This is a genomic window from Peribacillus sp. FSL K6-5616 (assembly GCF_038008245.1).
Lineage (GTDB): Bacteria > Bacillota > Bacilli > Bacillales > DSM-1321 > Peribacillus > Peribacillus frigoritolerans.
On sequence record NZ_JBBOYT010000001.1, the window covers coordinates 1709175 to 1732249 of the forward strand.

The 23075-nt window shown below is 40.7% G+C and carries 18 protein-coding genes and 1 pseudogene; 15 read left to right on the plus strand and 4 right to left on the minus strand.

Translation table 11 applies throughout. The features are described 5' to 3' along the window. Nucleotides 1-226 precede the first annotated feature (226 nt). From MHB45_RS08160 to MHB45_RS08170, 3 genes are all read right to left on the minus strand, one after another. On the minus strand, nucleotides 227-796 hold the full coding sequence (locus MHB45_RS08160) for an MFS transporter (protein WP_048682362.1): 570 nt from the start codon (nucleotides 794-796) through the stop codon (nucleotides 227-229). After that, nucleotides 793-2235, minus strand: a complete 1443-nt coding sequence (locus MHB45_RS08165; RefSeq protein ID WP_373689725.1) for an FAD-binding oxidoreductase — start codon at nucleotides 2233-2235, stop codon at nucleotides 793-795. The genes MHB45_RS08160 and MHB45_RS08165 overlap by 4 nt, the downstream gene beginning before the upstream one ends. 154 nt (nucleotides 2236-2389) lie before the next feature. Then, nucleotides 2390-2995 carry a TetR/AcrR family transcriptional regulator gene (locus tag MHB45_RS08170; protein WP_048682354.1) on the minus strand — a complete coding sequence of 202 codons (606 nt, stop codon included), beginning with the start codon at nucleotides 2993-2995 and terminating at the stop codon, nucleotides 2390-2392. Nucleotides 2996-3435: 440 nt separating this feature from the next. Here MHB45_RS08170 and MHB45_RS08175 point away from each other — a divergent pair, with 440 nt between their 5' ends. The 15 genes and pseudogenes from MHB45_RS08175 to MHB45_RS08245 form a co-directional block, all read left to right on the plus strand. Continuing rightward, entirely contained in the window at nucleotides 3436-4749 is a 1314-nt protein-coding gene (locus tag MHB45_RS08175) for an MFS transporter (protein ID WP_048682352.1), read from the plus strand. A gap of 308 nt (nucleotides 4750-5057) precedes the next feature. Continuing rightward, nucleotides 5058-6527 carry a helix-turn-helix transcriptional regulator gene (locus tag MHB45_RS08180; protein ID WP_048682348.1) on the plus strand — a complete coding sequence of 490 codons (1470 nt, stop codon included), beginning with the start codon at nucleotides 5058-5060 and terminating at the stop codon, nucleotides 6525-6527. A 195-nt stretch (nucleotides 6528-6722) separates the two neighbouring features. After that, nucleotides 6723-8399 carry a urocanate hydratase gene (hutU, locus tag MHB45_RS08185; protein ID WP_048677985.1) on the plus strand — a complete coding sequence of 559 codons (1677 nt, stop codon included), beginning with the start codon at nucleotides 6723-6725 and terminating at the stop codon, nucleotides 8397-8399. Continuing rightward, nucleotides 8396-9694: an imidazolonepropionase gene (gene hutI, locus MHB45_RS08190; protein ID WP_072272880.1), complete on the plus strand. Its 1299-nt coding sequence runs from the start codon at nucleotides 8396-8398 to the stop codon at nucleotides 9692-9694. Before hutU ends, hutI begins: the two co-directional genes overlap by 4 nt. Before the next feature lie 225 nt (nucleotides 9695-9919). Further along, entirely contained in the window at nucleotides 9920-10072 is a 153-nt protein-coding gene (locus MHB45_RS08195) for a hypothetical protein (RefSeq protein ID WP_174878728.1), read from the plus strand. 211 nt (nucleotides 10073-10283) lie between these two features. Further along, nucleotides 10284-11669, plus strand: coding sequence for an MFS transporter (locus MHB45_RS08200; RefSeq protein ID WP_072272881.1), 1386 nt, complete (start codon nucleotides 10284-10286; stop codon nucleotides 11667-11669). A gap of 82 nt (nucleotides 11670-11751) precedes the next feature. Further along, nucleotides 11752-13311 (plus strand): histidine ammonia-lyase, encoded by a 1560-nt coding sequence (gene hutH / locus MHB45_RS08205; RefSeq protein WP_072272882.1) that lies wholly within the window; start codon nucleotides 11752-11754, stop codon nucleotides 13309-13311. Nucleotides 13312-13405: 94 nt separating this feature from the next. Next, a complete protein-coding gene (gene solA / locus MHB45_RS08210; protein WP_048677981.1) occupies nucleotides 13406-14530 on the plus strand; it encodes an N-methyl-L-tryptophan oxidase in 1125 nt (374 codons plus the stop codon). A 261-nt stretch (nucleotides 14531-14791) separates the two neighbouring features. Further along, nucleotides 14792-15550, plus strand: a complete 759-nt coding sequence (gene pxpA, locus MHB45_RS08215; RefSeq protein ID WP_048677980.1) for a 5-oxoprolinase subunit PxpA — start codon at nucleotides 14792-14794, stop codon at nucleotides 15548-15550. Nucleotides 15551-15672: 122 nt separating this feature from the next. Next, on the plus strand, nucleotides 15673-16812 hold the full coding sequence (locus MHB45_RS08220) for an NRAMP family divalent metal transporter (protein WP_105718979.1): 1140 nt from the start codon (nucleotides 15673-15675) through the stop codon (nucleotides 16810-16812). Nucleotides 16813-16902: 90 nt separating this feature from the next. Then, on the plus strand, nucleotides 16903-17694 hold the full coding sequence (locus MHB45_RS08225; RefSeq protein WP_048677978.1) for a putative hydro-lyase: 792 nt from the start codon (nucleotides 16903-16905) through the stop codon (nucleotides 17692-17694). A gap of 22 nt (nucleotides 17695-17716) precedes the next feature. Continuing rightward, nucleotides 17717-18475 (plus strand): 5-oxoprolinase subunit PxpB, encoded by a 759-nt coding sequence (pxpB, locus tag MHB45_RS08230; protein WP_105718978.1) that lies wholly within the window; start codon nucleotides 17717-17719, stop codon nucleotides 18473-18475. Further along, the gene (locus MHB45_RS08235; protein ID WP_048677976.1) at nucleotides 18472-19467 is read left to right on the plus strand and encodes a 5-oxoprolinase subunit C family protein; all 996 of its coding nucleotides are present in this window, start codon (nucleotides 18472-18474) and stop codon (nucleotides 19465-19467) included. The genes pxpB and MHB45_RS08235 overlap by 4 nt, the downstream gene beginning before the upstream one ends. Nucleotides 19468-19632: 165 nt before the next feature. After that, nucleotides 19633-20388: an IclR family transcriptional regulator gene (locus MHB45_RS08240; RefSeq protein WP_072272883.1), complete on the plus strand. Its 756-nt coding sequence runs from the start codon at nucleotides 19633-19635 to the stop codon at nucleotides 20386-20388. Nucleotides 20389-20791: 403 nt separating this feature from the next. Further along, nucleotides 20792-21607, plus strand: a pseudogene (locus MHB45_RS08245) (transposase); the annotation flags it as partial. A 180-nt stretch (nucleotides 21608-21787) separates the two neighbouring features. Here the strand turns inward: MHB45_RS08245 and MHB45_RS08250 are convergent. Next, nucleotides 21788-22810 carry an NAD(P)H-dependent amine dehydrogenase family protein gene (locus tag MHB45_RS08250; RefSeq protein WP_072272884.1) on the minus strand — a complete coding sequence of 341 codons (1023 nt, stop codon included), beginning with the start codon at nucleotides 22808-22810 and terminating at the stop codon, nucleotides 21788-21790. Nucleotides 22811-23075: the final 265 nt, after the last annotated feature.

The window sequence follows — 23075 nt, forward strand, 5'->3', positions numbered from 1 at the left end:
TTATTATATGTGCTAATGTCCATTATCTTTAATTGTACTAATATTCGTATATATAACGAAACCAAATTGAAAAATGGGCAGCAGGTTTAATATTTTTTGTAAGATCATTTATAGTTTTTTGATCAGCAAATGAATATATGGTAAAAGAAGCATCTGCTGAGGTTAATGCAGATGCTTTTCTTTTAAAAGGGGTAACTGATTTATTGGCGCTACCAGTAATAAATGCTTATATTTTTAGTTTTTCTGCATTAGATAGTGATGTATTTTCCTCCATCTTCATTATAATAAATCCACTCCAGGCAAACATTAGGGAGGCTATGTAAAAGATGCTGCCGATCGTTAAAAAGTCGACTAAATATCCGGTTGCAATCACCGCAGCTGCAGCACCGACGGAGGTCCAAACATGGTAGTTCCCGATTTCCGCACCCGCGGTTTTCTTCGTTACATATCTTGCCAGTACCGTTTTTTCAGTGTTTCTTTGTACTGCCCCAAGTACTCCCATAATGATTTGCAGGAGATAGACATGCCAAATTTCATATGCGAGAGGAAAGGCAAGCAGGATAAGTGCCATCCCCCATGAATAGATAAGGAGAAATGCTTTGTCACCTGTTTTGTCAGTGAATTTTCCGATTAAAGGATAGCTAAGCGCTGCAGTCAATGAGAATATTCCATATGCCCACCCGAATTGCGAATAACTGGTGCCCACATTTTTGATTAGCAAAATATAAAAGGGGAAAATCATGCTGGCAGCCATTCCAACAGTGCCTTGGTAAAAAACAAAACGTTTATAATTCATGGATGATACTCCTCATAGAAAAGATTCATGAAGCGATTATCAGGATCATATTTCTTCTTTAATCGAAAGAATTCCTCAGTACGCGGATACGCTTCAAATAATTGTGTCTTGGTTGGATACCCATAATAGGGCAGATAGTAGCTGCCGTTATGGTCAAGCGTCACATCGATCATGTTACGGATGACCCTTCCTGTATTATCCTTGCTTTCGTCATCTGTCCCTTGATTGATGAGCATCACTAAAGCGAACATATCATCCTTGGCATAGGACATGAGTGATTCATCATTATGTTCCACATAACGAATTGTGATATTTAATAAATTAAAATCTTTCTCATCAGATAAGGTTCTTCTTAAGTCATCGATATAATCAGCAAATTGTTCAATCGGAACGAAGTATTCTTGCAGCACTTCAGTTTTGGTGGGGTTGCTGTAATCCATGAATGCTGAATCCGACCGCATCACATTATTCCTCGAAACCAAGTTGCCATCAATATTGGCCGTGTAGGCTTTTTGAGTTTCCCAAAACCTTTTTTTACCCCAGTCATTAAAACGTGAGAGGCCAAGAAAGAATTTAGGCACGGCAATGATTGTTTCCCGTTTGAGAGTATTGTAGTCAGATAGCCTTGTTTGGTCATTTGCCCTATAATAATCCGTTACATACATTTCATCCAAATAGGAGCCAGGAGCAACAGATATTCTTGCAAGATGCATTTTAACATCATCGTTTTGAAGAACTTCTCTTTTAAAGTACGACGTATATTCATCATAATGAAGTGATTTAGTTTTAATGTTATAAAGTTCGTCATCGGTAAGGTGGAGTGTTACATCGAGTATGACTCCAAACAATCCATACCCGCCAATAACCGTATGGAAGAGCTCCGAATTTTCTTCGCGGCTCACTGATAGGATTTGTCCTTTTGCGTCAAGAAATCTAAAAGATTCCACGGTTTCTATCAAGGCATGATGACGAATATCCCGGCCATGGACATTAACGCTCAAAGAACCGCCAATGGTAAAAATGTTTTGAGATTGACTGACCTGCAGTGCAAGTCCATATGGGTTGATGTATTCCTGAAGAGCAGCCCAGGTTGCTCCGCTTTGGACCGTGATGCGTTTTTCTTTTACATCCAAATCAAGTATTTTATCATAGTTCTTCATATCGAGCAGGATCCCGTTTGGATATAATGTCTGCCCTCCTTGGCTATGCTGCATTCCGGCAATGGAAATGGGATCATCGTTTTTTTCGGCATCCAAAACGACTTTTTTGATTTCTTCTTCACTATCTTCTGCCTTTATCACTTTCATTTTAACTGGCATCAGACGGCTTATATCTTTGGCAATAGGGTGGTCAAGCTTGAAATTAAAAGCCTGCAGCGATAATCCAAATAATAGTGCATATAGGGTGATAAATAAAAATCGTTTCATGATATCTGGCATTCTACTCCTCGTTTACTTTGTTTGACACTTAATTGAAATAAAGAAAATGTATGAACCTTATATATTAATGGAGTTTCCCTGACTATTCAGTAAGGTTGGGGTTAATATTGAATTAAATGTCAGATTTTTAGAAATGAATCTTTTGATTTATCTATTAGTTCTTGGTTTTAAGCCCATTAATGATTGTTTTGGTTAGCGGTATGGATAGTGATTCCAAGCTTTGTTCTGAGTTGTTTAATCCCCAATGATAGATGATTCCCATCAGGCTTTGGATGATAAGTTGTGAAATTTCGTTAACTGATTGGTCAGTGCCAATGTCGTTTTGTTCTTTCGCCTCTTCAATTAATGAACGAATGATTTTGAAGAGTGAGCGGTTTGAATTTAAAAAGTAAGTATGTTCTTTCGAATCTAAAGCGGAACTGTAAATCACTTTCATTAAATCTTTGCCCATTTCTACTTCCAGAAAACGCATCAATTTGCGAATGAAAATAAACAATTTCTCGGTAGCGTCCATATCGACTGGGAACGAACGGAAGACTTCGCGATAGTAATCATCGACTTCTATGAATCTTACTAAAAAAATGTCCGATTTCGCTGAAAAGTGTTGGTAAAATGACCCTTTTGATGAACCGCTTTTTTTCACGATTTCGTCAACGGTAACTTTATCGTAACCTTTTTCGCTAAATAGCTTTAGAGATATTTGTAAAATTTTTTCACGAGTCTTTTCTCCCCTAAGTTGTTTCTTTCTTGGTTCAATCATAAAAAACCTCCAAATGATAATTGACAGAATATTCCTATATAGTTTAATATCAGACTACAGTCTAGTTAAATGATTGCTGGTCTATTTAATCTAACGTAGATCATGAATAATCACAACGCTTTCTTAAATGGTTTTCACGCATTAGGAAAGCGCTTACAAGTATTTGGGGTCAAGTATTGGGAAGGTTAATTCAGTTTAAATAGGAGGTTTTCAAGGATTCCTATACAATCGGTCACTGTCTTGCAGAAAGGCTTATTCCTCTTTAGCCCTGAGTATATGGAGTGTATTAATAATATTGTTGGATTCAGTATATGTAAATGGAGGGTGGTGGTTTTCAGGATAAATTGAGAGCTAGGAATGAACCAGAGTGTCGGGAAGCTGGAAAAGAGTTGTAGTAAACTTTTTTGGGAAATAGTAGCATGAAAAGGGAGGAAATAATCTTGAATCATTCCAGTGGTGAAATAGAGAAACGAACGATCAGTAAGACGATGAAACGCATTCTTCCATTTATCCTGCTTTTGTATATCATCGCTTACTTGGACAGGGTCAATTTAGGCTATGCTGCTTTACAAATGAATGCAGAATTAGCCTTATCCGCTGAAGTTTTTGGATTGCTTTCTGGTATTTTCTTCATCGGCTATTTCTTTTTTGAAGTTCCTAGCAACATGATCATGCATAAAGTGGGAGCTCGGATATGGATTGCCCGTATAATGATTTCGTGGGGGCTTGTGGTAATATTAACAGGTTTTGCCCAAACAACGATGCATTTATATATTCTCCGTTTTTTATTAGGTGTTGCCGAAGCTGGTTTTTTCCCTGGTATAATTTTGTATTTAACTTATTGGTTCAGGGCCCGCGAAAGAGGAAGGGCAACAGCGGTTTTGCTTTTAGCCCTTCCGATTGGCGGATTGATTGGTGCGCCTGTGTCCACCTGGATTCTTGACAATATTTCCTGGTTCGGTATGGCTGGGTGGAGATGGATGTTCATTCTTGAAGGCATTCCGGCCATTATTATAGGAATTGTTGTTGTTTTCTATTTAACTAATAGACCGTCTAACGCTAAATGGTTATCAAAGGAAGAAAGTGATTGGTTAGAAGGCGAATTGAGTGCGGAAAGAAAAGTTAGCTCGAAAATAAATAAAGTCACGAAGCTTGATATGCTGAAAGATTCGAAAATCTGGAAGTTGGCCCTTTTTTATTTTGCAGGATACACATCCATCTATGGATTGTCATTTTGGATGCCAACCATCATAAAATCTTTATCGGAAAACGCAACAACTAATTTAGAAATAGGCTGGTTAGCGATGATTCCATCTTTAGTCGGTATACCTGCGGTTATGTTTGTAGGCTGGAATTCAGATCGGACTAATGAACATAAAACACATTTGCTCGTTTGCCTCATGATAGCGGTAGTCGGATTTATCGGATGCGGCTTTTCAAATAGTGTTTTTATGATGGTGCTTATGTTAACGATTACATCTTTCGGGTTATACGGGTTCAGTGGATGTTTCTTTGCCTATATGACATTTTTCTTCACTGAGTCCACTGCCCCAGTTGGAATAGCCATAGTCAATTCATTTGCGGCTTTAGGCGGTTTTGTAGGACCGATGATTCTCGGAACTGTTGCATTTACTCAAGGGATGTTTATTTTATCTGGATTACTTATAATAGGTGTCATCACCCTATTATCATTAAAATTGACGGATGCTTCGGAAGAAAACATAGGTAAAGAAGTTGATGTCAATATTAATTGATTATAAAGGTTCTAGATGTATTGAAGATTAAAATGATAAAAAAGAAACATCATTGGAAATCACAACGTTTCCACGATGTTTCTTTTTTTATTTAAGCACATATATATGGGGTGAAAATATCAGTTGAGAATGTCAAAGTTTAATCTAAATCGCAGGTTCTGCCTAATAAGACTTGTTTGTAGTTTTCGGCGGGATTAGAATGGAGATGAGATGAAAGTGCTTTCGAAAAGATCAGGGAACCCTTTTCTATTCATGTGCTGACTTTTTATTATTCATTAGTGGAATAACAGCAGAAATGAGGTGATGATGTGGAAATACATTTGGTGGCAAAAGATGAGATTGAGGCTCAAGGAATTCGTTGGATCGTGGAGTCCCACCTAACGGGAGTTAGATTGATCTTATGGAAAACGATTGAAGAATTCGAAAAGGGCATACGCAATCAGCAACCTGAATTCGTTATTTTGGATATGGATATTTGGACGGATGAAAGTGAGGCGATGGGTGTTTCGTTAAAGCGGAAGGGAATTCGATGGTTAGGGATTTCATCTGAGCGAATCTTCCAAACCGCTTATCGAGCCTTACGTTTTCGAGCTGAAGATGTTTTATTCCGTCCTTTTTCTTCGGCAGATTTGGTAAAACATATCCAACAATTACGTTTTCAATTGAGAAATGGTCCAGGTCATATCTCTTCAAACACCATGGATGATGAGAATGCTCTGGATATTGGGTATCCAGATTTCTTCTTGACTGACCGGAAGCATGAAAGCCGGATAACCATGGTCGCTTTCTTGACACCTGATAACAAGACCCTTCCATTAGTTTATGATGAACTGCAACGATATTCTTTTACTGGGAAGAATCAAATCTTCGCTTTATCGGATTTTATTTTATGTGTCCAGGAAACAAAGGAAATGGAGATATATAAGGAAGAGTATCAGGCCTTCCTTGCCCATTGGAAAGATAGAATGGATGAGCCCCTTGCCATCATAATAAAGGCGGCAACTTCAGACGAGTCTTTAAAAAGGATGTATCAGCAAACTCGTGAATTTACGAGACAAATCTTTTTCGATGGATATGATATCATCTTAGCCGAAAGTCAACAGACTTCGCATCGAGAGATGGATCCATTCCTCACTCCTCTTGAACAAAGACTATGGATAGAAATGCTCGAACGACGGGATGCGAAGGCTATCAGGAACTGGATTGAACGTGAATTCCTTACCTTCGAACGACCATACCCCGACCCGGAAATCGTTCGTATCCGACTTACAAGCGTACTTGCACAGATTCGCAGGCATATGAAATCATACAACTTGCAAAATGCTTCCCTGGAAGCCATATACTATGATGTATTTCAGCAAATTGTACATAAACCTGTCATACATCAAATAGTGAAAGAGCTGCATGCGTTCACCACCCATATGCTTCTGCAGGATCATGGACAATTACAGGAAGGGGCACGCACAATCAGCGAAAAGGCAAGGGAGCTGATCGAGTCCAACTATTGGGACGCCCAGTGGAATCTAGCGAGTTGTGCAGATACTCTGCGAATCAATAAAAGTACACTCAGCCGTCGATTTGCGGCTGAATCCGGCGAGTCTTTTCGAAATACGCTGCACCAAGTTCGAATTAGGGAAGCTAAACGTTTATTAAAGGAAACGGATTTATCATTGGAGGAAATCTCACAATTGGCCGGCTATTCACATCAAACCTATTTCAATGCCAAATTCAAATTGCTTGAAGCCTGTACACCATCAGCATATCGGTCTGGCTTATAAAAAAGGACGATTCAAAAAATGAATCGTCCTTTTTTATTTATTTCATAACAATGTAATTGATGGAATTATTCATAAAAAAATAAAGTTAACTACAAAATAGTGAAACAAATTATAAAATTATCATTAAATTATAATAAATTATTCTGAATTTTTCTTATAGAATGAAAATATAACAAAAACAAGGGGGAAATGAGAATGAATACGATTACAAATAAGGTTATACGCTATAGAGGCACTGATTTGAATACGAAAGGTTGGCAACAAGAGGCAGTGCTTAGAATGCTGATGAATAATTTGGATCCTGAAGTCGCCGAACGTCCTGAGGATTTGGTGGTATACGGAGGGATTGGGAAAGCAGCACGTAACTGGGAATGCTTTGATGCAATCGTCAAATCACTAAAAGAGCTTGAAGAAGATGAAACTTTACTTGTCCAATCTGGGAAACCGGTAGCAATTTTTAAAACGCATACGGATGCACCCCGTGTCCTGATTGCCAATTCAAATATCGTCCCGGCGTATGCGAACTGGGAAACATTCCATGAACTTGATAAAAAGGGATTGATGATGTATGGGCAAATGACTGCAGGGAGCTGGATATATATTGGCTCTCAAGGCATCGTACAGGGTACATACGAGACATTTGCCGAGCTAGCAAAACAACATTTCAATAACTCGTTGAAAGGCACCATCACTCTTACGGCTGGTCTAGGCGGCATGGGTGGGGCACAGCCACTGGCAGTTACGATGAACGGCGGGGTCTGTATCGGAATTGATGTTGATGAAACAAGAATTGACCGGAGAATCGAGACTCGTTATACCGATGTGAAAACGGATTCTTTGGATGAAGCCATTCGTTTAGCCAAAGAAGCTAAACTTGCTGGAAAAGCATTATCGATTGGTTTGATTGGGAATGCTTCAGATATTCTTCCGGAAATGATTGCAAGGAACTTCATTCCGGATGTCTTGACGGATCAGACTTCCGCCCATGATCCGCTTAATGGATATACACCTTCAGGTATGTCAATGGTGGAAGCGGCAGAATTAAGGAATGCCAATCCAGAAGAGTATATTAAACTCTCTAAAGCTTCAATGGCCAAACATGTAAGAGCGATGCTTGAAATGATGGAAAAAGGAGCCGTGACGTTTGATTATGGCAATAATATCCGTCAAGTTGCGAAAGATGAAGGCGTAGAAAATGCTTTTGACTTCCCTGGCTTCGTTCCAGCATATATCCGTCCACAATTTTGTGAAGGAAAAGGTCCATTCCGTTGGGTCGCTTTATCTGGTGATCCAGAAGATATTTATAAAACAGACCAAGCCATTTTACGTGAATTCGCTGATAATGAGCATTTATGTAACTGGATTAGAATGGCTCAAGACAAAATCCAGTTCCAAGGTCTTCCTTCCCGTATTTGCTGGCTTGGTTATGGGGAGCGCGCCCGTTTTGGTAAAATCCTTAATGATATGGTTGCAAGCGGTGAATTGAAGGCCCCGATCGTGATTGGACGTGACCATTTGGATTCAGGATCTGTCGCTTCTCCGAATCGTGAAACGGAAGCCATGAAGGATGGTTCGGATGTAGTGGCTGACTGGCCGATCTTAAATGCAATGGTGAACGCAGTGGGAGGTGCAACCTGGGTATCCGTACATCATGGCGGTGGCGTAGGAATGGGATACTCCATGCATGCTGGCGTGGTAATTGTGGCAGACGGAACCGAAGAAGCAGCAGCCAGGATTGAGCGAGTGCTGACAACGGACCCTGGGATGGGCGTTGTGCGCCATGTTGATGCAGGATATGAACTTGCAGAGGAAACAGCCCGTGAAAGAGGTATTAATATCCCGATGCTTGGTAAAGGAATTGATAAAAAATGACAAAGCCAATTTGGATAAAACATGCCACTCAACTTGCTACCCTTACTTCTGAAAGGAAAGGGCCGCGTTCCAAAGAGGGAATGTCGGAGCTTGGTTTGATAGAGGATGGAAGTATATGGATGGAATCTGGGTTGATCCAAGCTGTCGGGACAACCAAGGAATTGGAAAAACTCTATGCTGATAGAATGCATGAAGCTGAAGTTTTCGATGCTACTGGCCATTTGGTGACACCAGGGCTTGTTGATCCCCATACGCATGTTGTATATGGGGGAAGTCGTGAGCGTGAATTCGAAATGCGTCTGGAAGGTGCAACATATATGGACATCATGAACGGGGGAGGGGGCATTCATGCAACCACCCGCATGACAAGGGAAGCAAGTGAAGAAGAGTTGATGGAACAAACCATACGACGCCTTGATTCGTTTCTCGCTCATGGTGTGACTACAGTAGAAGGTAAAAGCGGTTATGGAATGAATTTGGAAACCGAATTGAAGCAGTTGCGGGTGATGAAGAAGTTACAGGAAGAGCATCCGATTGATCTAGTTCCTACCTTCATGGGAGCCCATGCGGTTCCAAAGGATTATAAAGGCCGTGAGGATGAATTTGTCGATCACCTGATTAATGATATGCTTCCAATCGTCGCTGAAGAAAAGCTTGCTGAATTCAATGATGTGTTTTGTGAAAAAGGGGTTTTTACCCCTGAACAATCAGAGCGGATATTAAAGGCGGGGAAAAAGTACGGCTTGATCCCTAAAATTCATGCTGATGAAATTGAGCCTTACGGGGGAGCGGAACTTGCTGCTAAAATCGGGGCTATATCAGCCGAGCATTTATTAAAGGCCTCCGAAGAGGGAATTCAATCCATGGCTAAGTCAGGAACCATTGCCTGCTTGCTTCCAGCCACAGCTTTGTATTTAAGGGAAGATGCGGCCCCAGGACGGCGAATGGTTGATGAAGGTGTAGCTGTTGCCATTTCGACCGATTGCAATCCCGGATCCTCGCCGACGACTTCCATGCCGCTTGTCATGAACCTGGCATGCATCTCGATGCGACTGACCCCTGCTGAAGCGCTTACCGCGGCAACATACAATGCTGCTTGTGCAATCAACAGACAGGAAAAGATAGGTTCACTTGAAGTGGGAAAACAAGCGGATGTCGTTTTATGGAATGTTGAAAACTATCAGGAGTTGCAATATTTATTTGGGGTTAACCATGTTAAGACAGTATGGAAAAACGGTGTTCAAGTTGTGAATGATAAAGTGAAGTCTGGATCCAAAAGCCTTACGGGCCTTTAAAAATCAGTATTCTCAATCAATGTCTACCCATTCCATCCGCTGAAAAATTCAGGGGATGGAATGGGCTTTTGGAAGTATTAACAAATGTAATGGTGCTGAATAGTAGGATGAAATTTATCATCCTACGCATTTTCAGCATTAAACACTTTACCACTTTACAGTGAGATTTAATGAAAGTATTTTAAGGAATTCGTGGAAATGAATCTTCCATGTGGAGGGAATTTTATGTGGATAATCACTATCCATTCGAAAAAAGGCATAAAAATGTTTGAGTTTAGCACAGAAAAGGAAGCAAGGGAAAGATTTGAGGTAATGGAAGGCTGTAAAATCCTTAGTGAAGTCATTTATTTCAATGATAAACAATTGATTGAAACTTAAACTATATTATCTTATAAAATAGAAATTAAAAGGTAGAATGATTTGATATAGTTTATAAAAAGAGTATATTTCATAATATTCTTTGCTCAATTTTTTTATGGTATTAAGCTTAATCGTTCCATTCAATTTCAGCGCCACTCACGGAGTGTTACAGTTCTAGTGTTTTTTTTGAATCAATATATCTGATAAATCAAAATATGGAGGGGATTCTTTGAACGAACAAAAATTCACGATTGACGATGCCCCATTTAATAGGTTTCATTTTCGAATTTCAGGACTTACATTCGGTTCCAGCTTTTGTGATGGCTATTCTCTAGGAATCATTGCGATGGCCCTGACAGTATTCGGGCCTCAGATGAATATGAATTCATTGTGGACAGGGCTGATCGGCAGCTCTGCTTTAATCGGTCTGTTTGCGGGATCTTTAATACTTGGAAGACTTTCTGACCGTGTAGGAAGACAGAAAATCTTTCTCGTAAACTTTTTACTCATCACGGTAGCTACTATTTTACAATTTTTTGTTAGCAGCCCGGAAGAGCTTTTTATTTTACGGTTGCTGATTGGTTTTGGACTTGGAGGGGATTACGCTGTAGGTACGACCTTGCTTGCCGAGTTTTCTCCCAAAAAGTATCGCTCCTCGCTCCTCGCTTCTATAAACGTAGTGTGGACGCTTGGTTATGTTGCATCAAACTTTGTTGGTCATTACTTGGGCCAGATTGGTTCAGATTCATGGCGTTGGATGCTTGTCAGCGCTGCCATTCCGGCAATTGTGGTTTTGATTTTAAGAATAGGGACGCCTGAATCACCAAGGTGGCTTGTCAGCATGGGGCGTGTCGAAGAAGCTCGCCAGATTGTAAAAAAATACCTTGGTGCGAACGTTGAAATGGGAGAAACGGCGACTGGCACAGAAAATCAAAAGACTCTGGGGTTTCGTGGGCTTTTCAGTAAAAGGCTTCGTAAGCGGTTGGCTTTTGGTGGAATATTCAAATTGACCCTTGTTATTCCCTACTTTGCCATTTACACTTTCCTGCCTTCCATACTTAGTACAATGGGTTTTGAACAGAACTTTTTTGCCGATACCATGTTAAATCTATTCTTGCTTGTCGGGGCAATTATTGGTCTTTGGCTGCTTGCAAAATTTTCTCGTAGAGGATTTACCATCGGGGCTTTCACAATCCTAACTGTTTCATTGTTTTCACTCAGCTTCTTACACAATGGTTCTCAATTCTTAATGTTGGTAGCCTTCTTGATCTTTACTTTTTTCATGTCAGCAGCATCGAACCTTACATTAGTATACCCAGCAGAGCTTTTTCCAACTGAAATCCGTGGCTCGGGAATAGGTATGGTTACGGCAATTAGTCGGATTGGTTCTGCAATTGGAACATTTCTGCTTCCTGTTTCTTTAAGTTCATTCGGATTAAGTGCCTCAATGGCAGGAATGGCAGCCATTCTGCTGGTGGGCTTGATCGTATCGATCGCCTGGGCACCTGAAACGAAGAATCTTTCTTTACATGAAGCAAGTGATCCATTGCTAGAAACGGAGAATTCTCCAAAAGGAACCGCTATTCCCTTTACAAAAAATGAAAAAATAACATAAGATAACTTCCAGTAAATAAATGAGAAGGACCAAAACTTTTTTCTCCTTCTTTGATGAGTCATAAGAGAGGAGATGTATAAGGATGACAACTGCCGATTGTTTACATCCTAAGGATATTAAAGAGGTTGTACTAGGGGATGACGCCATCTCAATCCAAGAGGTAATTGCGGTTGCAAGATATGGGGCGATGGTTTCCTTTACACGAACATATTGTGATAGGGTGAATAAATCACGTAGCTTAATAGACAAGTTTTTAGATGAAAATCGATTGATTTATGGTGTAACTACGGGTTTTGGCAGTAATATGACCGAGGTGATTTCTCCAAAGGACGCAGAAACCCTTCAACGGAATATTGTTCGTTCACATGCCGTTTCTGTTGGGGAAACTCTTGAAAAAGAAGTCGTAAGGGCCATTCAATTGATGATCCTAGTGAATTTAGGCCAAGGGTATTCAGGAGTTCGTTTACAGGTATTAAATCTAATTGCTTCACTATTAAATCACGATATCATTCCGTTTGTTCCAGGTGATGGGTCAGTGGGGTATCTTTCTCCCGAAGCTCACATGGCCTTAGTGGTGATGGGTGAGGGGAAGGCATGGTATGAAGATGAGCTCTTACCTGGCATGGAAGCTTTAGGGAAAGCGGGATTAACACCTGTTACGTTGGGTGCTAAAGAAGGATTGGCACTTACAAGCGGGACTACTTCCGTCACCGCGATGGCTGTCCTGGCTTTATACAATAGCATGCAGGCGGCGAAAACCGCTGATATTACGGGAGCCATGTCCTTAGAAGTGCTGAAAGGTACTATAAAAGCATTTGATCCCCGTCCCCACTCATTGAAAAAACATGAGGAACAGGCTAAGACAGCCAGAAATGTATCAAGGATTCTTGAAGGTAGCCAAATCATTGATACATACAAGGAACATAGATTACAAGATGCACTTAGCTTACGATGCATTCCACAAGTCCATGGAGCCATAAAAAGAGTATTGAAAGACGCTGCTGTATCAATCGGGAATGAAATGAACTCTGTAAGTGACAATCCTCTGATTTTTCCTGAAGAGGAAGATGGAATTGGCCTGATGGCTGGGAATTTTGATGGTTCATTTGTTGGGATTTATGCGGATGCGATATCCATAGCGTTAGCAAACTTAGCAAAAATAACAGAACGCAGAATAGATCGCCTTGTAAACCATCACCTTAGTGAATTACCTAATTTCTTAGTGGTTAATCCAGGTTTAAATAGTGGCTACATGATTCCGCAATATACAGCTGCCGGGCTATTAAATGAAATCAGGGTGCTCTCGCATCCAGCGACAATAGATAATATCCCTACATGTGCAAATCAAGAAGACGTGATAAGTTTTGCCTATTTTGCTTCGAGGAAAGCATATCGGATTTCGAAGAAACTTGAATATATTTTAGCCATTGAATTGATGACGGCAACACAAGCAATGGATTTTCATCTACCTTTGAAACCGTCACCTGTTACGGAGGAGGTATATCATTTAGTTCGGAGCGAAGTCCCGATGGTTGAAGAAGATCGCTTTTTTCATCCTGACATTGAAGCGATTTATAGGCAAATTCATGAAGGGGAAATAGTGAAGCTCGTTGAAAGGGCGATCGGGGAAATAGAGTTCTAAAACCATGTGGAAGCTGTTTTACTTTATTTTATAAGGTAAAATGGCTTCCTTTTTTTAAAATGAAGGACCATATTTAAAGGAGGAGGGATGAAAGATGCATTATGATGTAATTGTAATTGGAGCTGGATCCATGGGAATGTCTTCAGGTTATTATCTATCAAAAAAAGGACAAAAAGTATTATTATTGGATTCCTTTGCTCCTCCTCATAATAAGGGGAGCCATCACGGGGAAACAAGAATTATTAGGCATGCTTATGGTGAAGGCAGGGAGTATGTTTCTTTGGCACTTAAATCACAAAAGCTTTGGGGTGAATTGGAAAGAATTTCGGGTCAACAATTATTTCTTCCAACGGGGGTCCTGAATGCTGGAAGCCAAAATTCCCCTTTCATTAAACAAGTGAAAGCAGGATCAAAGGAATATGGTTTACCTATGAAAATATTGGATAACCATGAAATTCATGATAGGTGGCCAGGAATAACACTGCCGGAAGACTACATTGGGTGCTATGAATCGACTTCGGGTGTGTTGAAAAGTGAAGAGTGCTTAAGGGCGTATCAACAACTTGCGAAATCCCATGGTGCCGACATCATTGTAAACAGTGAAGTAAGGAATATAGTTGCTCATAGTAACGGGGTCACGGTTATAACGGATGAACAGACATTCCACTCGGAATCTTTAGTGGTTGCAGTTGGGGCGTGGGCACCGAAAATATTGGCGATGTTAGATTTGAATCTCCCGCTGGAACCCATCAGAAAAACATTTGCCTGGTTTCATGCAAATGAAAAATTATATAATCATAATGATTTTCCGGCTTTTACTTTTGATACTTCAGTTGGTACATACTATGGCTTTCCTAGTATAAATGGTTCTGGACTGAAAATAGGGAGACATGATGGAGGACAGCGGATCAATCCTGATGGCTGTATCAAGTGTTTTGGTGAATTGGATGAGGATGAGGGAGATTTGATGAGGTTTTTAGGGCAATTTATGCCTGCTGATCAAAAAATGAAATATGGTAAAACTTGCATCTACACCATGACCCCTGATGAGCATTTTATAGTGGATAAACATCCTTATTATCCACATATTGCTATAGCGGCAGGTTTCTCTGGACACGGTTTTAAGTTCAGCAGTGTCATGGGAGAAATTTTGAGTGACTTGATTATCTCTGGTACGACCAAGGAAGATATTTCATTGTTTTCGATTAACCGATTTTGAATTAATAGACTCCAAACATAAAAACTGTAATCATGGCCGTTGCTTCCTTTCAAAGGAAACAACGGCTTTTTTGTATCAAACTGTAATGTTAGGTTTTCTAACAAAATATTGTCGAAATAATTAAAATATGCTAGAATGAGAATATTCCGAAATATGAAACTAAGGTTCCGAATTTCGGAACATACGCATTTGAATGATTGAAGGAGTACTTACATATTTTTAAGGTTTACTAAAATTTCCGTTATTAAAGGAGAGGGTAGTATGAACAAGGTTGATTTGAATTGTGATTTAGGAGAAAGTTTTGGCGCTTACCGGATGGGTAATGATCAAGAGATTTTGGATTATGTAACATCTGTCAATGTAGCTTGTGGATTCCACGCCGGTGATCCGACAGTCATGAGAAAAACGGTTCAGCTTGCTTTAGGGAAAGAAGTCAAAATCGGAGCCCACCCAGGTTTACAGGATTTAATAGGATTTGGCAGACGCAATATGAATATTTCTCCACAGGAAGCTTATGATATTGTCGTCTATCAAATTGGAGCATTAAATGGCTTCCTGCAATCCGAAGGCGGAAGTATGCAGCATGTGAAACCGCATGGGGCTTTGTACAATATGGCCGCAAAGAACAAAGAGTTATCCATGGCCATTGCCGAAGCGGTTTATAAAGTGAATCCCGAGCTTATCTTATTTGGTTTGTCGGGCAGTGAATTAATACGAGCCGGACAGGCTATCGGATTGCAAACAGGGAGTGAAGTATTTGCCGATCGCACCTACCAACATGATGGTTCATTGACTTCCCGATTGGAAAAGGACGCACTGATTGAAAACGATGATGTTGCAGTTGCCCAAGTCATTCGCATGGTGAAGGAAGGGAAGGTACTGTCCCAGCAAGGCTCAGATGTGGCTTTAAAAGCAGATACCATTTGTATTCACGGGGACGGGGCACATGCTTTATCCTTTGCACGTCATGTCAAGGAATCTTTGCAATTATCTGAAATAAAAGTCAAGTCTTTTTCTTGAAAAAAAACTAAACAATCAGGGGGCAGATTCCATTGGAGCCAAACAAAAATACAACAGCACAGAAAAAGAATTTGACTAAGCCAAAAACGAACCGCACTTTATTGTTAGGTGCAGCATTCCTAATGGCAACATCGGCAATAGGACCAGGTTTTTTAATGCAAACGACCGTTTATACCCAAAGCCTTGCGGCAAGTTTCGGTTTCGTTATCCTTATTTCGGTCATTCTTGATATATTTGCCCAAACAAATGTATGGCGCATTATTGCTGTATCCGAAAAACGGGGTCAAGAGATTGCAAACATGGTCCTTCCTGGGCTGGGTTATGTACTGGCAGCACTGATCGTCATGGGCGGGCTGGCATTTAACATTGGAAATATCGCAGGAGCCGGATTAGGTCTGAATGCGATGACGGGAATATCCCCAACTACGGGGGCGGCAATAAGCGCAGTCATCGCCGTACTGATTTTTGTAGTGAAAGAAGCAGGGAAAGCGATGGATCGTTTTACGCAAATCGCTGGATTTTTCATGATTTGTTTGATGATTTACGTTGCATGGACAACCTCTCCTCCTGTAGGGGAAGCGGTAGTGAAGACCTTTGCCCCTGATAAAATCGATATTATCGCCATCGTTACATTAGTGGGTGGATCAGTTGGCGGCTACATTACTTTTGCGGGGGGCCATCGTCTATTGGATGCAGGCGTGAAGGGCGTTGACTCATTACCACAGGTCACGAAGAGCTCGGTAATGGGGATCTTGATAACGACTGTCATGCGCGTTGCCTTATTTCTGGCAGTACTGGGTGTTGTATCGAAAGGATTACAAATTAATCCGGATAACCCTGCAGCATCCGTTTTTCAACTGGCTGCGGGTAATATAGGATATAAAATCTTTGGTGTCGTCATGTGGGCTGCAGCGATCACGTCTGTTGTTGGAGCGGCATATACTTCGGTTTCATTTGTCAGAACCTTCAGCGAAAAGATAAATAAGAAGGCAAACTGGATAATCATTGGCTTTATAGCCGTATCGACCATTTGCTTTCTATTGATTGGTCAACCGGTTAAAGTATTGCTTATAGTTGGTGCCATTAATGGACTCATCTTACCAATTGCTCTTGGAACATTGCTTATTGCCGCATATAAGAAAAATATCGTGGGTGATTATAAGCATCCTTTATGGTTAACGATTTCCGGTGTATTCGTGGTAGTCATCATGGCGTTGATGGGCGTATATACATTAATGAAACAACTGCCAGCACTTTTTTAATGATCAATGAATGAAAATCCAATAAATAAAGGTGGAAGTGGCGTGCCAGTTTGTAACTTTCTTCCACTTCGTAATAGGAGATGAATACTAATGATCGACCTTTCTCAAGCTACCCCGGCTGAATTGCGTTCAATGATTCGAAACAACGAATTGATAAAACCGACTGCTGGCATGGCTAACGGTTATGCACAAGCGAACCTAGCCATCTTAAAAAAAGAGCATGCTTTTGATTTCTTATTATTCTGTCAGCGTAACCCTAAATCCTGTCCATTGCTGGATGTTACGGAAATTGGTTCACCCATTCCCGCATTTGCAGCAAAGTCTGGGGATATCCGCACCGATATTCCGAAATATAGGGTATATAAATATGGAGAATTAGTGGAAGAAGTAACGGATATCTCAAACTACTGGGAAGACGATATGGTTGGATTTTTAATTGGGTGCAGCTTTACATTCGAACACGCCCTATTAAATAATGATATATCGATTCGCCATATTGAAGAGGGATGCAATGTACCCATGTATAAAACCAATATCCCTTGTATTGAAGCAGGGATTTTTCATGGGAAAATGGTGGCTAGCATGAGGCCGATTCCACAAAAGGATGTGGTGAGGGCAGCTCAAGTGACATCGCGGTTTCCGGCCGTTCATGGCGCTCCAATCCATATTGGCGACCCTGAAGCGATCGGTGTTTCCAGCATTCAGCATCCGGATTTTGGTGATCCAGTAACGATTCGTGAAGGGGAAGTCCCAGTATTTTGGGCATGTGGTGTAACACCTCAATCCATTGCTATGGAAACTAAACCGGAGATCATGATCACGCATGCACCTGGACATATGTTCATAACGGACATTCGTGATGAAAAATTAGGAGTTTTATAACTGACAGAAAGAGATGATTCCTATGCCGGAAAAGCTTTTGAAAAAAACTGCATGTACACTTTCTCCATTAGGCGATTCCGCAATCGTGATAACATTCGGGAATGGAATGGAATACAGCGTTCACAAAAAAATAAAATTGTTAAAGGATTTGCTGGAAGATGAACCTTTTGCAGGGTTTATAGAATGTGTACCGGCTTATACCAATTTGACGGTTTTTTATGATCCACTCATTATTTATAAGGAACAAAATAAAAGCAATGGTAATGAAACCATATCTCCCTTTGAAGTGGTCCGTTCCATCTTGGAAATGAAATTACAGGATTTAAAAGAAGATAAGAAACTGATACATCGAACGGTTACCATTCCCGTGTGCTATGGGTATGAATATGGACCCGATTTGGAATATGTCGCCCGCTATAATGATTTGACTACTGATGAAGTCATTCATATTCATTCAACCGGTGAATATTTGGCTTATATGATCGGGTTCGCACCGGGTTTCCCGTTTCTTGGCGGACTTTCAGAGAACATCGCGACACCGAGGCGTTCCTCTCCCCGAATGACCATTCCGGCAGGGGCAGTAGGGATTGCCGGTATGCAAACGGGAGTATATCCCATATCAACGCCTGGTGGATGGCAATTGATCGGACAAACGCCAACCAAATTATTTTTACCGAATGTAAATCCTCCAAGTCTATTACAAGCAGGGGACATTGTGAAGTTCCATCCGATTACGGATCAAGAATATAAAGAAATGATTCTTAAGGAGGGGGTACAGTGAGCCTGCGCGTAATCAAACCGGGATTATTGACCAGTATACAGGATCTTGGAAGAAAAGGATTCAAGCAACATGGGGTGATTGTAAGCGGGGCGATGGATGCACATTCTTTACGAATTGCCAATATGTTGGTTGGCAATGAAGAAGGAGAAGCGGCCTTGGAAATTACATTAATGGGTCCGACCATTAAAGTAGAGAAAAATTGCCTGATTTCGATAACAGGTGGAAATTTATCACCTACACTTGATAATAAGGCGGTACCGATGTGGAAGCCCATTCTTGTGAAAAATGGATCGATTCTTCGATTTGAAGGGTGTAAATCAGGTTGCAGGGCGTACTTAACTGTAGCGGGAGGCTTTGCTATTCCTGAAGTTATGGAGAGTAAAAGCACATATCTAAGGGCTGGGATTGGCGGCTATTTGGGGAGGGCACTAAAGGCTGACGATGTCTTGGAGTTGAATGAACCTTCGAAAAATCTTGGTGATCGAACGTTCAAAGGTTCATTTTACTTCCCAAAGTGGTTTGTCAATGAGAAGGAGTTCATGCCAGGAGGAAAACCTCTCATCCGTTTCATCGATGGAAGCCAATATGAATATTTCACAGACTCAAGTAAAGATAGTTTTGTAGAGAGGTTATTTAAAGTTTCCAATCAATCCGACCGCATGGGATATAGAATATCGGGCCCTGCACTGAAATTAAAGAATAATGGGGAGTTATTATCCGAAGCGGTTACAAATGGGTCCGTTCAGGTTCCTCCAGATGGAAATCCGATCATCCTCCTTTCAGATAGCCAAACAACGGGCGGATATCCTAAGATAGCTCAGGTGATTACGGCGGATTTACCAATTATCGCTCAGGTTAAACCAGGGGAATCGATTCAGTTCTCACGGGTGAATTTAAAGGAGGCTGAACGGCTGTTCCTTCAAAAAGAACGGCAATTGAAGGAATTGAAAGTTTCAATTTCATTGGCCTTGAAAAAATGGTTGGATATATAATGCTTCTGCAATTATCGCAAAAGATGAGAAAGTACTCTTAAAGAGTGCTTTCTTTTATTGTTCACGCTTAAATATATATTTTACTGAAGGCATTACATCCCTTTTTTCATGTTTTATAATAGAATGATAGTTAAGGAAAACATGTATCATGAAAGGAGACATTGTATGCAGGCACATAACAAAACGGTCGTGAAATCCATGCAAATCCTAACCCTTTTCATAAATCATCCAAAACTGACCTTTAATGAAATGATGGAACTATCCAATTTGCCGAAAACGTCGTTACACCGTATGGTGGGATCTTTGGAGGAAATGGGGTTTCTAACAAAGGACGATAATGGGCACTATTCACTTGGATTGATATTCCTGCAGTTTGGTCAACTGGTAGGGGAGCGTTTGGATATCAGGTCAATCGCCTATCCGATCATGAAAGACCTACGGGATGATGTTGAAGAAGCGGTGAATTTAATTGTGAGGGATAAGGATGAAGCGATGTATATTGAAAAGGTGGATACCCTGCATCCTGTTCGTCTTTATACATCCATTGGAAGGCGTTCGCCATTGTACGCTGGCGATTCTCGAATCATCCTGGCATTTTTGCCACAAGAAGAGCGTGAAAATTATTTGGAAAACATCCGATTAAAACCAATCGCCATGGGAACGATTACGGATAAAACTAAACTCCGTCATGCAATGGATGAAGCGAGATCGAATGGTTACACGATAACTTCATCAGAACTTGAGGATTATACAAAAGCGGTGAGTGCACCGATACTCAATGGTAAAGATGAAATAGTAGCTGGTATTAGTGTCGCTGGGATTGAAGCAAGATTTCAGGAAGATCGCTTGCCTGAATTGATTGATAAAGTAACGAAAGCTGCCAAAGCCATTTCCGTGAAACTTGGTTCTCAAACACATTAATGAAAATAGAAAAGTCATTTCATTTTCGGAATATATTTTTCTGAAATAAGATAACTTATTTAAGATAGTTGATTCCTGCATTCTACATATAGGAAGTAAAGCCACCGCTTATGGTGGTTTTTTGTCATGTCACATGCCCAGTTGAACCAAAACGAAAAGGTGAACCATTAGGGGTTCAACTTTCAGACTGTAGACAAACTCGATGAAAATCGAGTTTGTCTACTTTTATGGCTTTTACAATTTGGACGTTGATTTCCACTCCAGGCACTCGCTTTCCGCGGGCGGTCGGGGAGCCTCCTCGGCTTTCGCCTGCGGGGTCTCCCCTAGACGCGCTTTTCCCGCAGGAGTCTCGTACCATCCGTTCCAATCAACTTTGTCTTACCTTTTAGATAAAATCAAACAAGATCGTGAAAACCATGGAAAAAAGCCTTTTCCACCAGATAAATTTGATAAAGAAGAGACCAAAGAGATTAAAGAAAGTATAACGGATTCTGAGAGTTGCAACTATGTGAAAGATGAACGAACAAAACAGTTTGCCTATTCATTCCACGCGGTAGCAAACCGCAACGGTTTTGTATTGGGAACGATTGTAACACCTGGAAATACACATGACAGTCAGATCTTAGAGCCACTAGTTGAACAAGTGATTGAGAAAGTTGGAAAACCGGAAGCCGTTGCCGCAGATGCAGCTTATAAAACACCAGCGATTACAAGCTACCTATTTAACAAAGAAATCATACCGGCTTTACCTTATACACGTCCTCGCACCAAAGAAGGATTTTTCCGCAAACAGGACTATGTATACGATGAACATTTTGATTGTTACCTTTGCCCTTCGGGCGAAACTTTAAAGTACTCAACAACAAATAAAGAGGGCTATCGCGAGTACAAATCGCCAAAACAAATTTGTACAACATGCTCATTTTTATCTCGGTGTACAGAAAGCAAAGACTGTCAAAAAGTGGTGACACGGCATATCTGGCAAACACATGTGGAAGAAGCAGATCATCTGCGTCATCATCAAGATGTAAAACCTATATATGCAAAACGTAAAGAAACGATTGAGCGTGTATTCGCAGATGCAAAAGAAAAGCATGGTATGCGTTGGACTACTTTAAGGGGACTTAAAAAATTGTCAATGCAGGCGATGCTTACTTTCGCTGCCATTAATTTAAAGAAGATGGCCAATTGGACATGGCGAGGTCCAAAAATGGCCTAACATGTGGGCTCGTAGAGTCGCAATCTCTTAACTTTAGGCTAAAATTCAAAGGGAATTTCAAAAGGGGTTCAGAATTTTTTAATTCCGAACCCCTTTTGTCTACAAACTGAAAGGTGAACCATTAGGGGTTCACCTTTTCCTATATCGTAATACTTTATCGCAAGATTGTTAGTCACCCACTTAAATACACACAAAGTGTGATTGATTTATATTTCTTGGCACCCCGATGTCAGCCATTGTAAGTAAACCTGGTTTACGGAGGGCATCAATTTGCTTAGCGGTATTGATGATCATTGCTGCGGTTGCAGTATCTCCAAAAATGCCGTTTGGAACAATCAACCTTTGGGTTTCGTTCCCCTCAATAACGATTTCATCTTCCTGTTTAATACCTGCAGACATCGTTAAATCCAAGGAAATTTCCTTTCCGTCCACAGTCTTGCCTGTGGAAATTTGATGAAGCCCCATAACATCCCCTCGTTTTAAGGTAGTTAGCGGAACGGTCATATTTTCGCTTGCAATCGTTGGTTCAATTGTATTGATAACATTTGAAAGTTTCCAATTCAGCCCGTAAGCGATTAACCTTACAGACTCCTCAAGACCTACATGCCCAATTTCATTCCGTTGGGCCAATAATTCAAACTCTTCTCTGGTCATCCCGATTCCGACCTTTTTTTGTAAAGGGAGGCGCCTTTTCGAAACATCAACTTTACGAATGACCTTAATTTGGTTAACAGTGGTCAATACTGTTGTAAAAGAAATGGCCATAGTATCCATGATGTACCCTGGATTGATTCCGGTCCCGATGACACTAAGTCCTTTTGCTTTAGCATAATCATCTATTTCCTTTGAAAGTAAAGGGTAGCGATGCCAAGGGAAGGAAAGCTGTTCACAGGTGGATACAACTGAAAAGCCGTGATATAGCAGCTCTTTGATTTGGGGCCATACTTGTTGTGCATTGGAACCGGTTGCATGGAGGGCGATAGGGTGGTCAGCTTTAGTATTTACTTCCTGGATATGGGGAACTACACACTTGTTCGTTTCCTTTTCATTGATCAGGAAGCCAATATCCTTCCCTACCTTATCGGGATCAATATCGACAACACCGATAATCGATTGAGGATTCGTTTGATAAGCACTGCGTACAATTTCAATTCCGATGGGACCGAGCCCGAATACTGCGAATTCAGAATATTGGATAGTCATTCATCTCTCATCCTTTCAAATAATTTATAACAAAATGCTAACATTGAGTGATAAATAATAAAAATAGTTAATTTTTATATATTTATAAAGAATCGTTATAAAAGGAAAGACGGCAACCGAATGAGCGGAAGAACATTCTTCAATTTTGAGTTTCCCTATCTAAGGAATCGTTGGTTGGCGGTTCAGGAACTGTATGCCTTTTTCACCTCAAGTTGCAGCATAAGTTGTGGTGATGGACTGAAAACCGCCATACTATTCCCGGTTA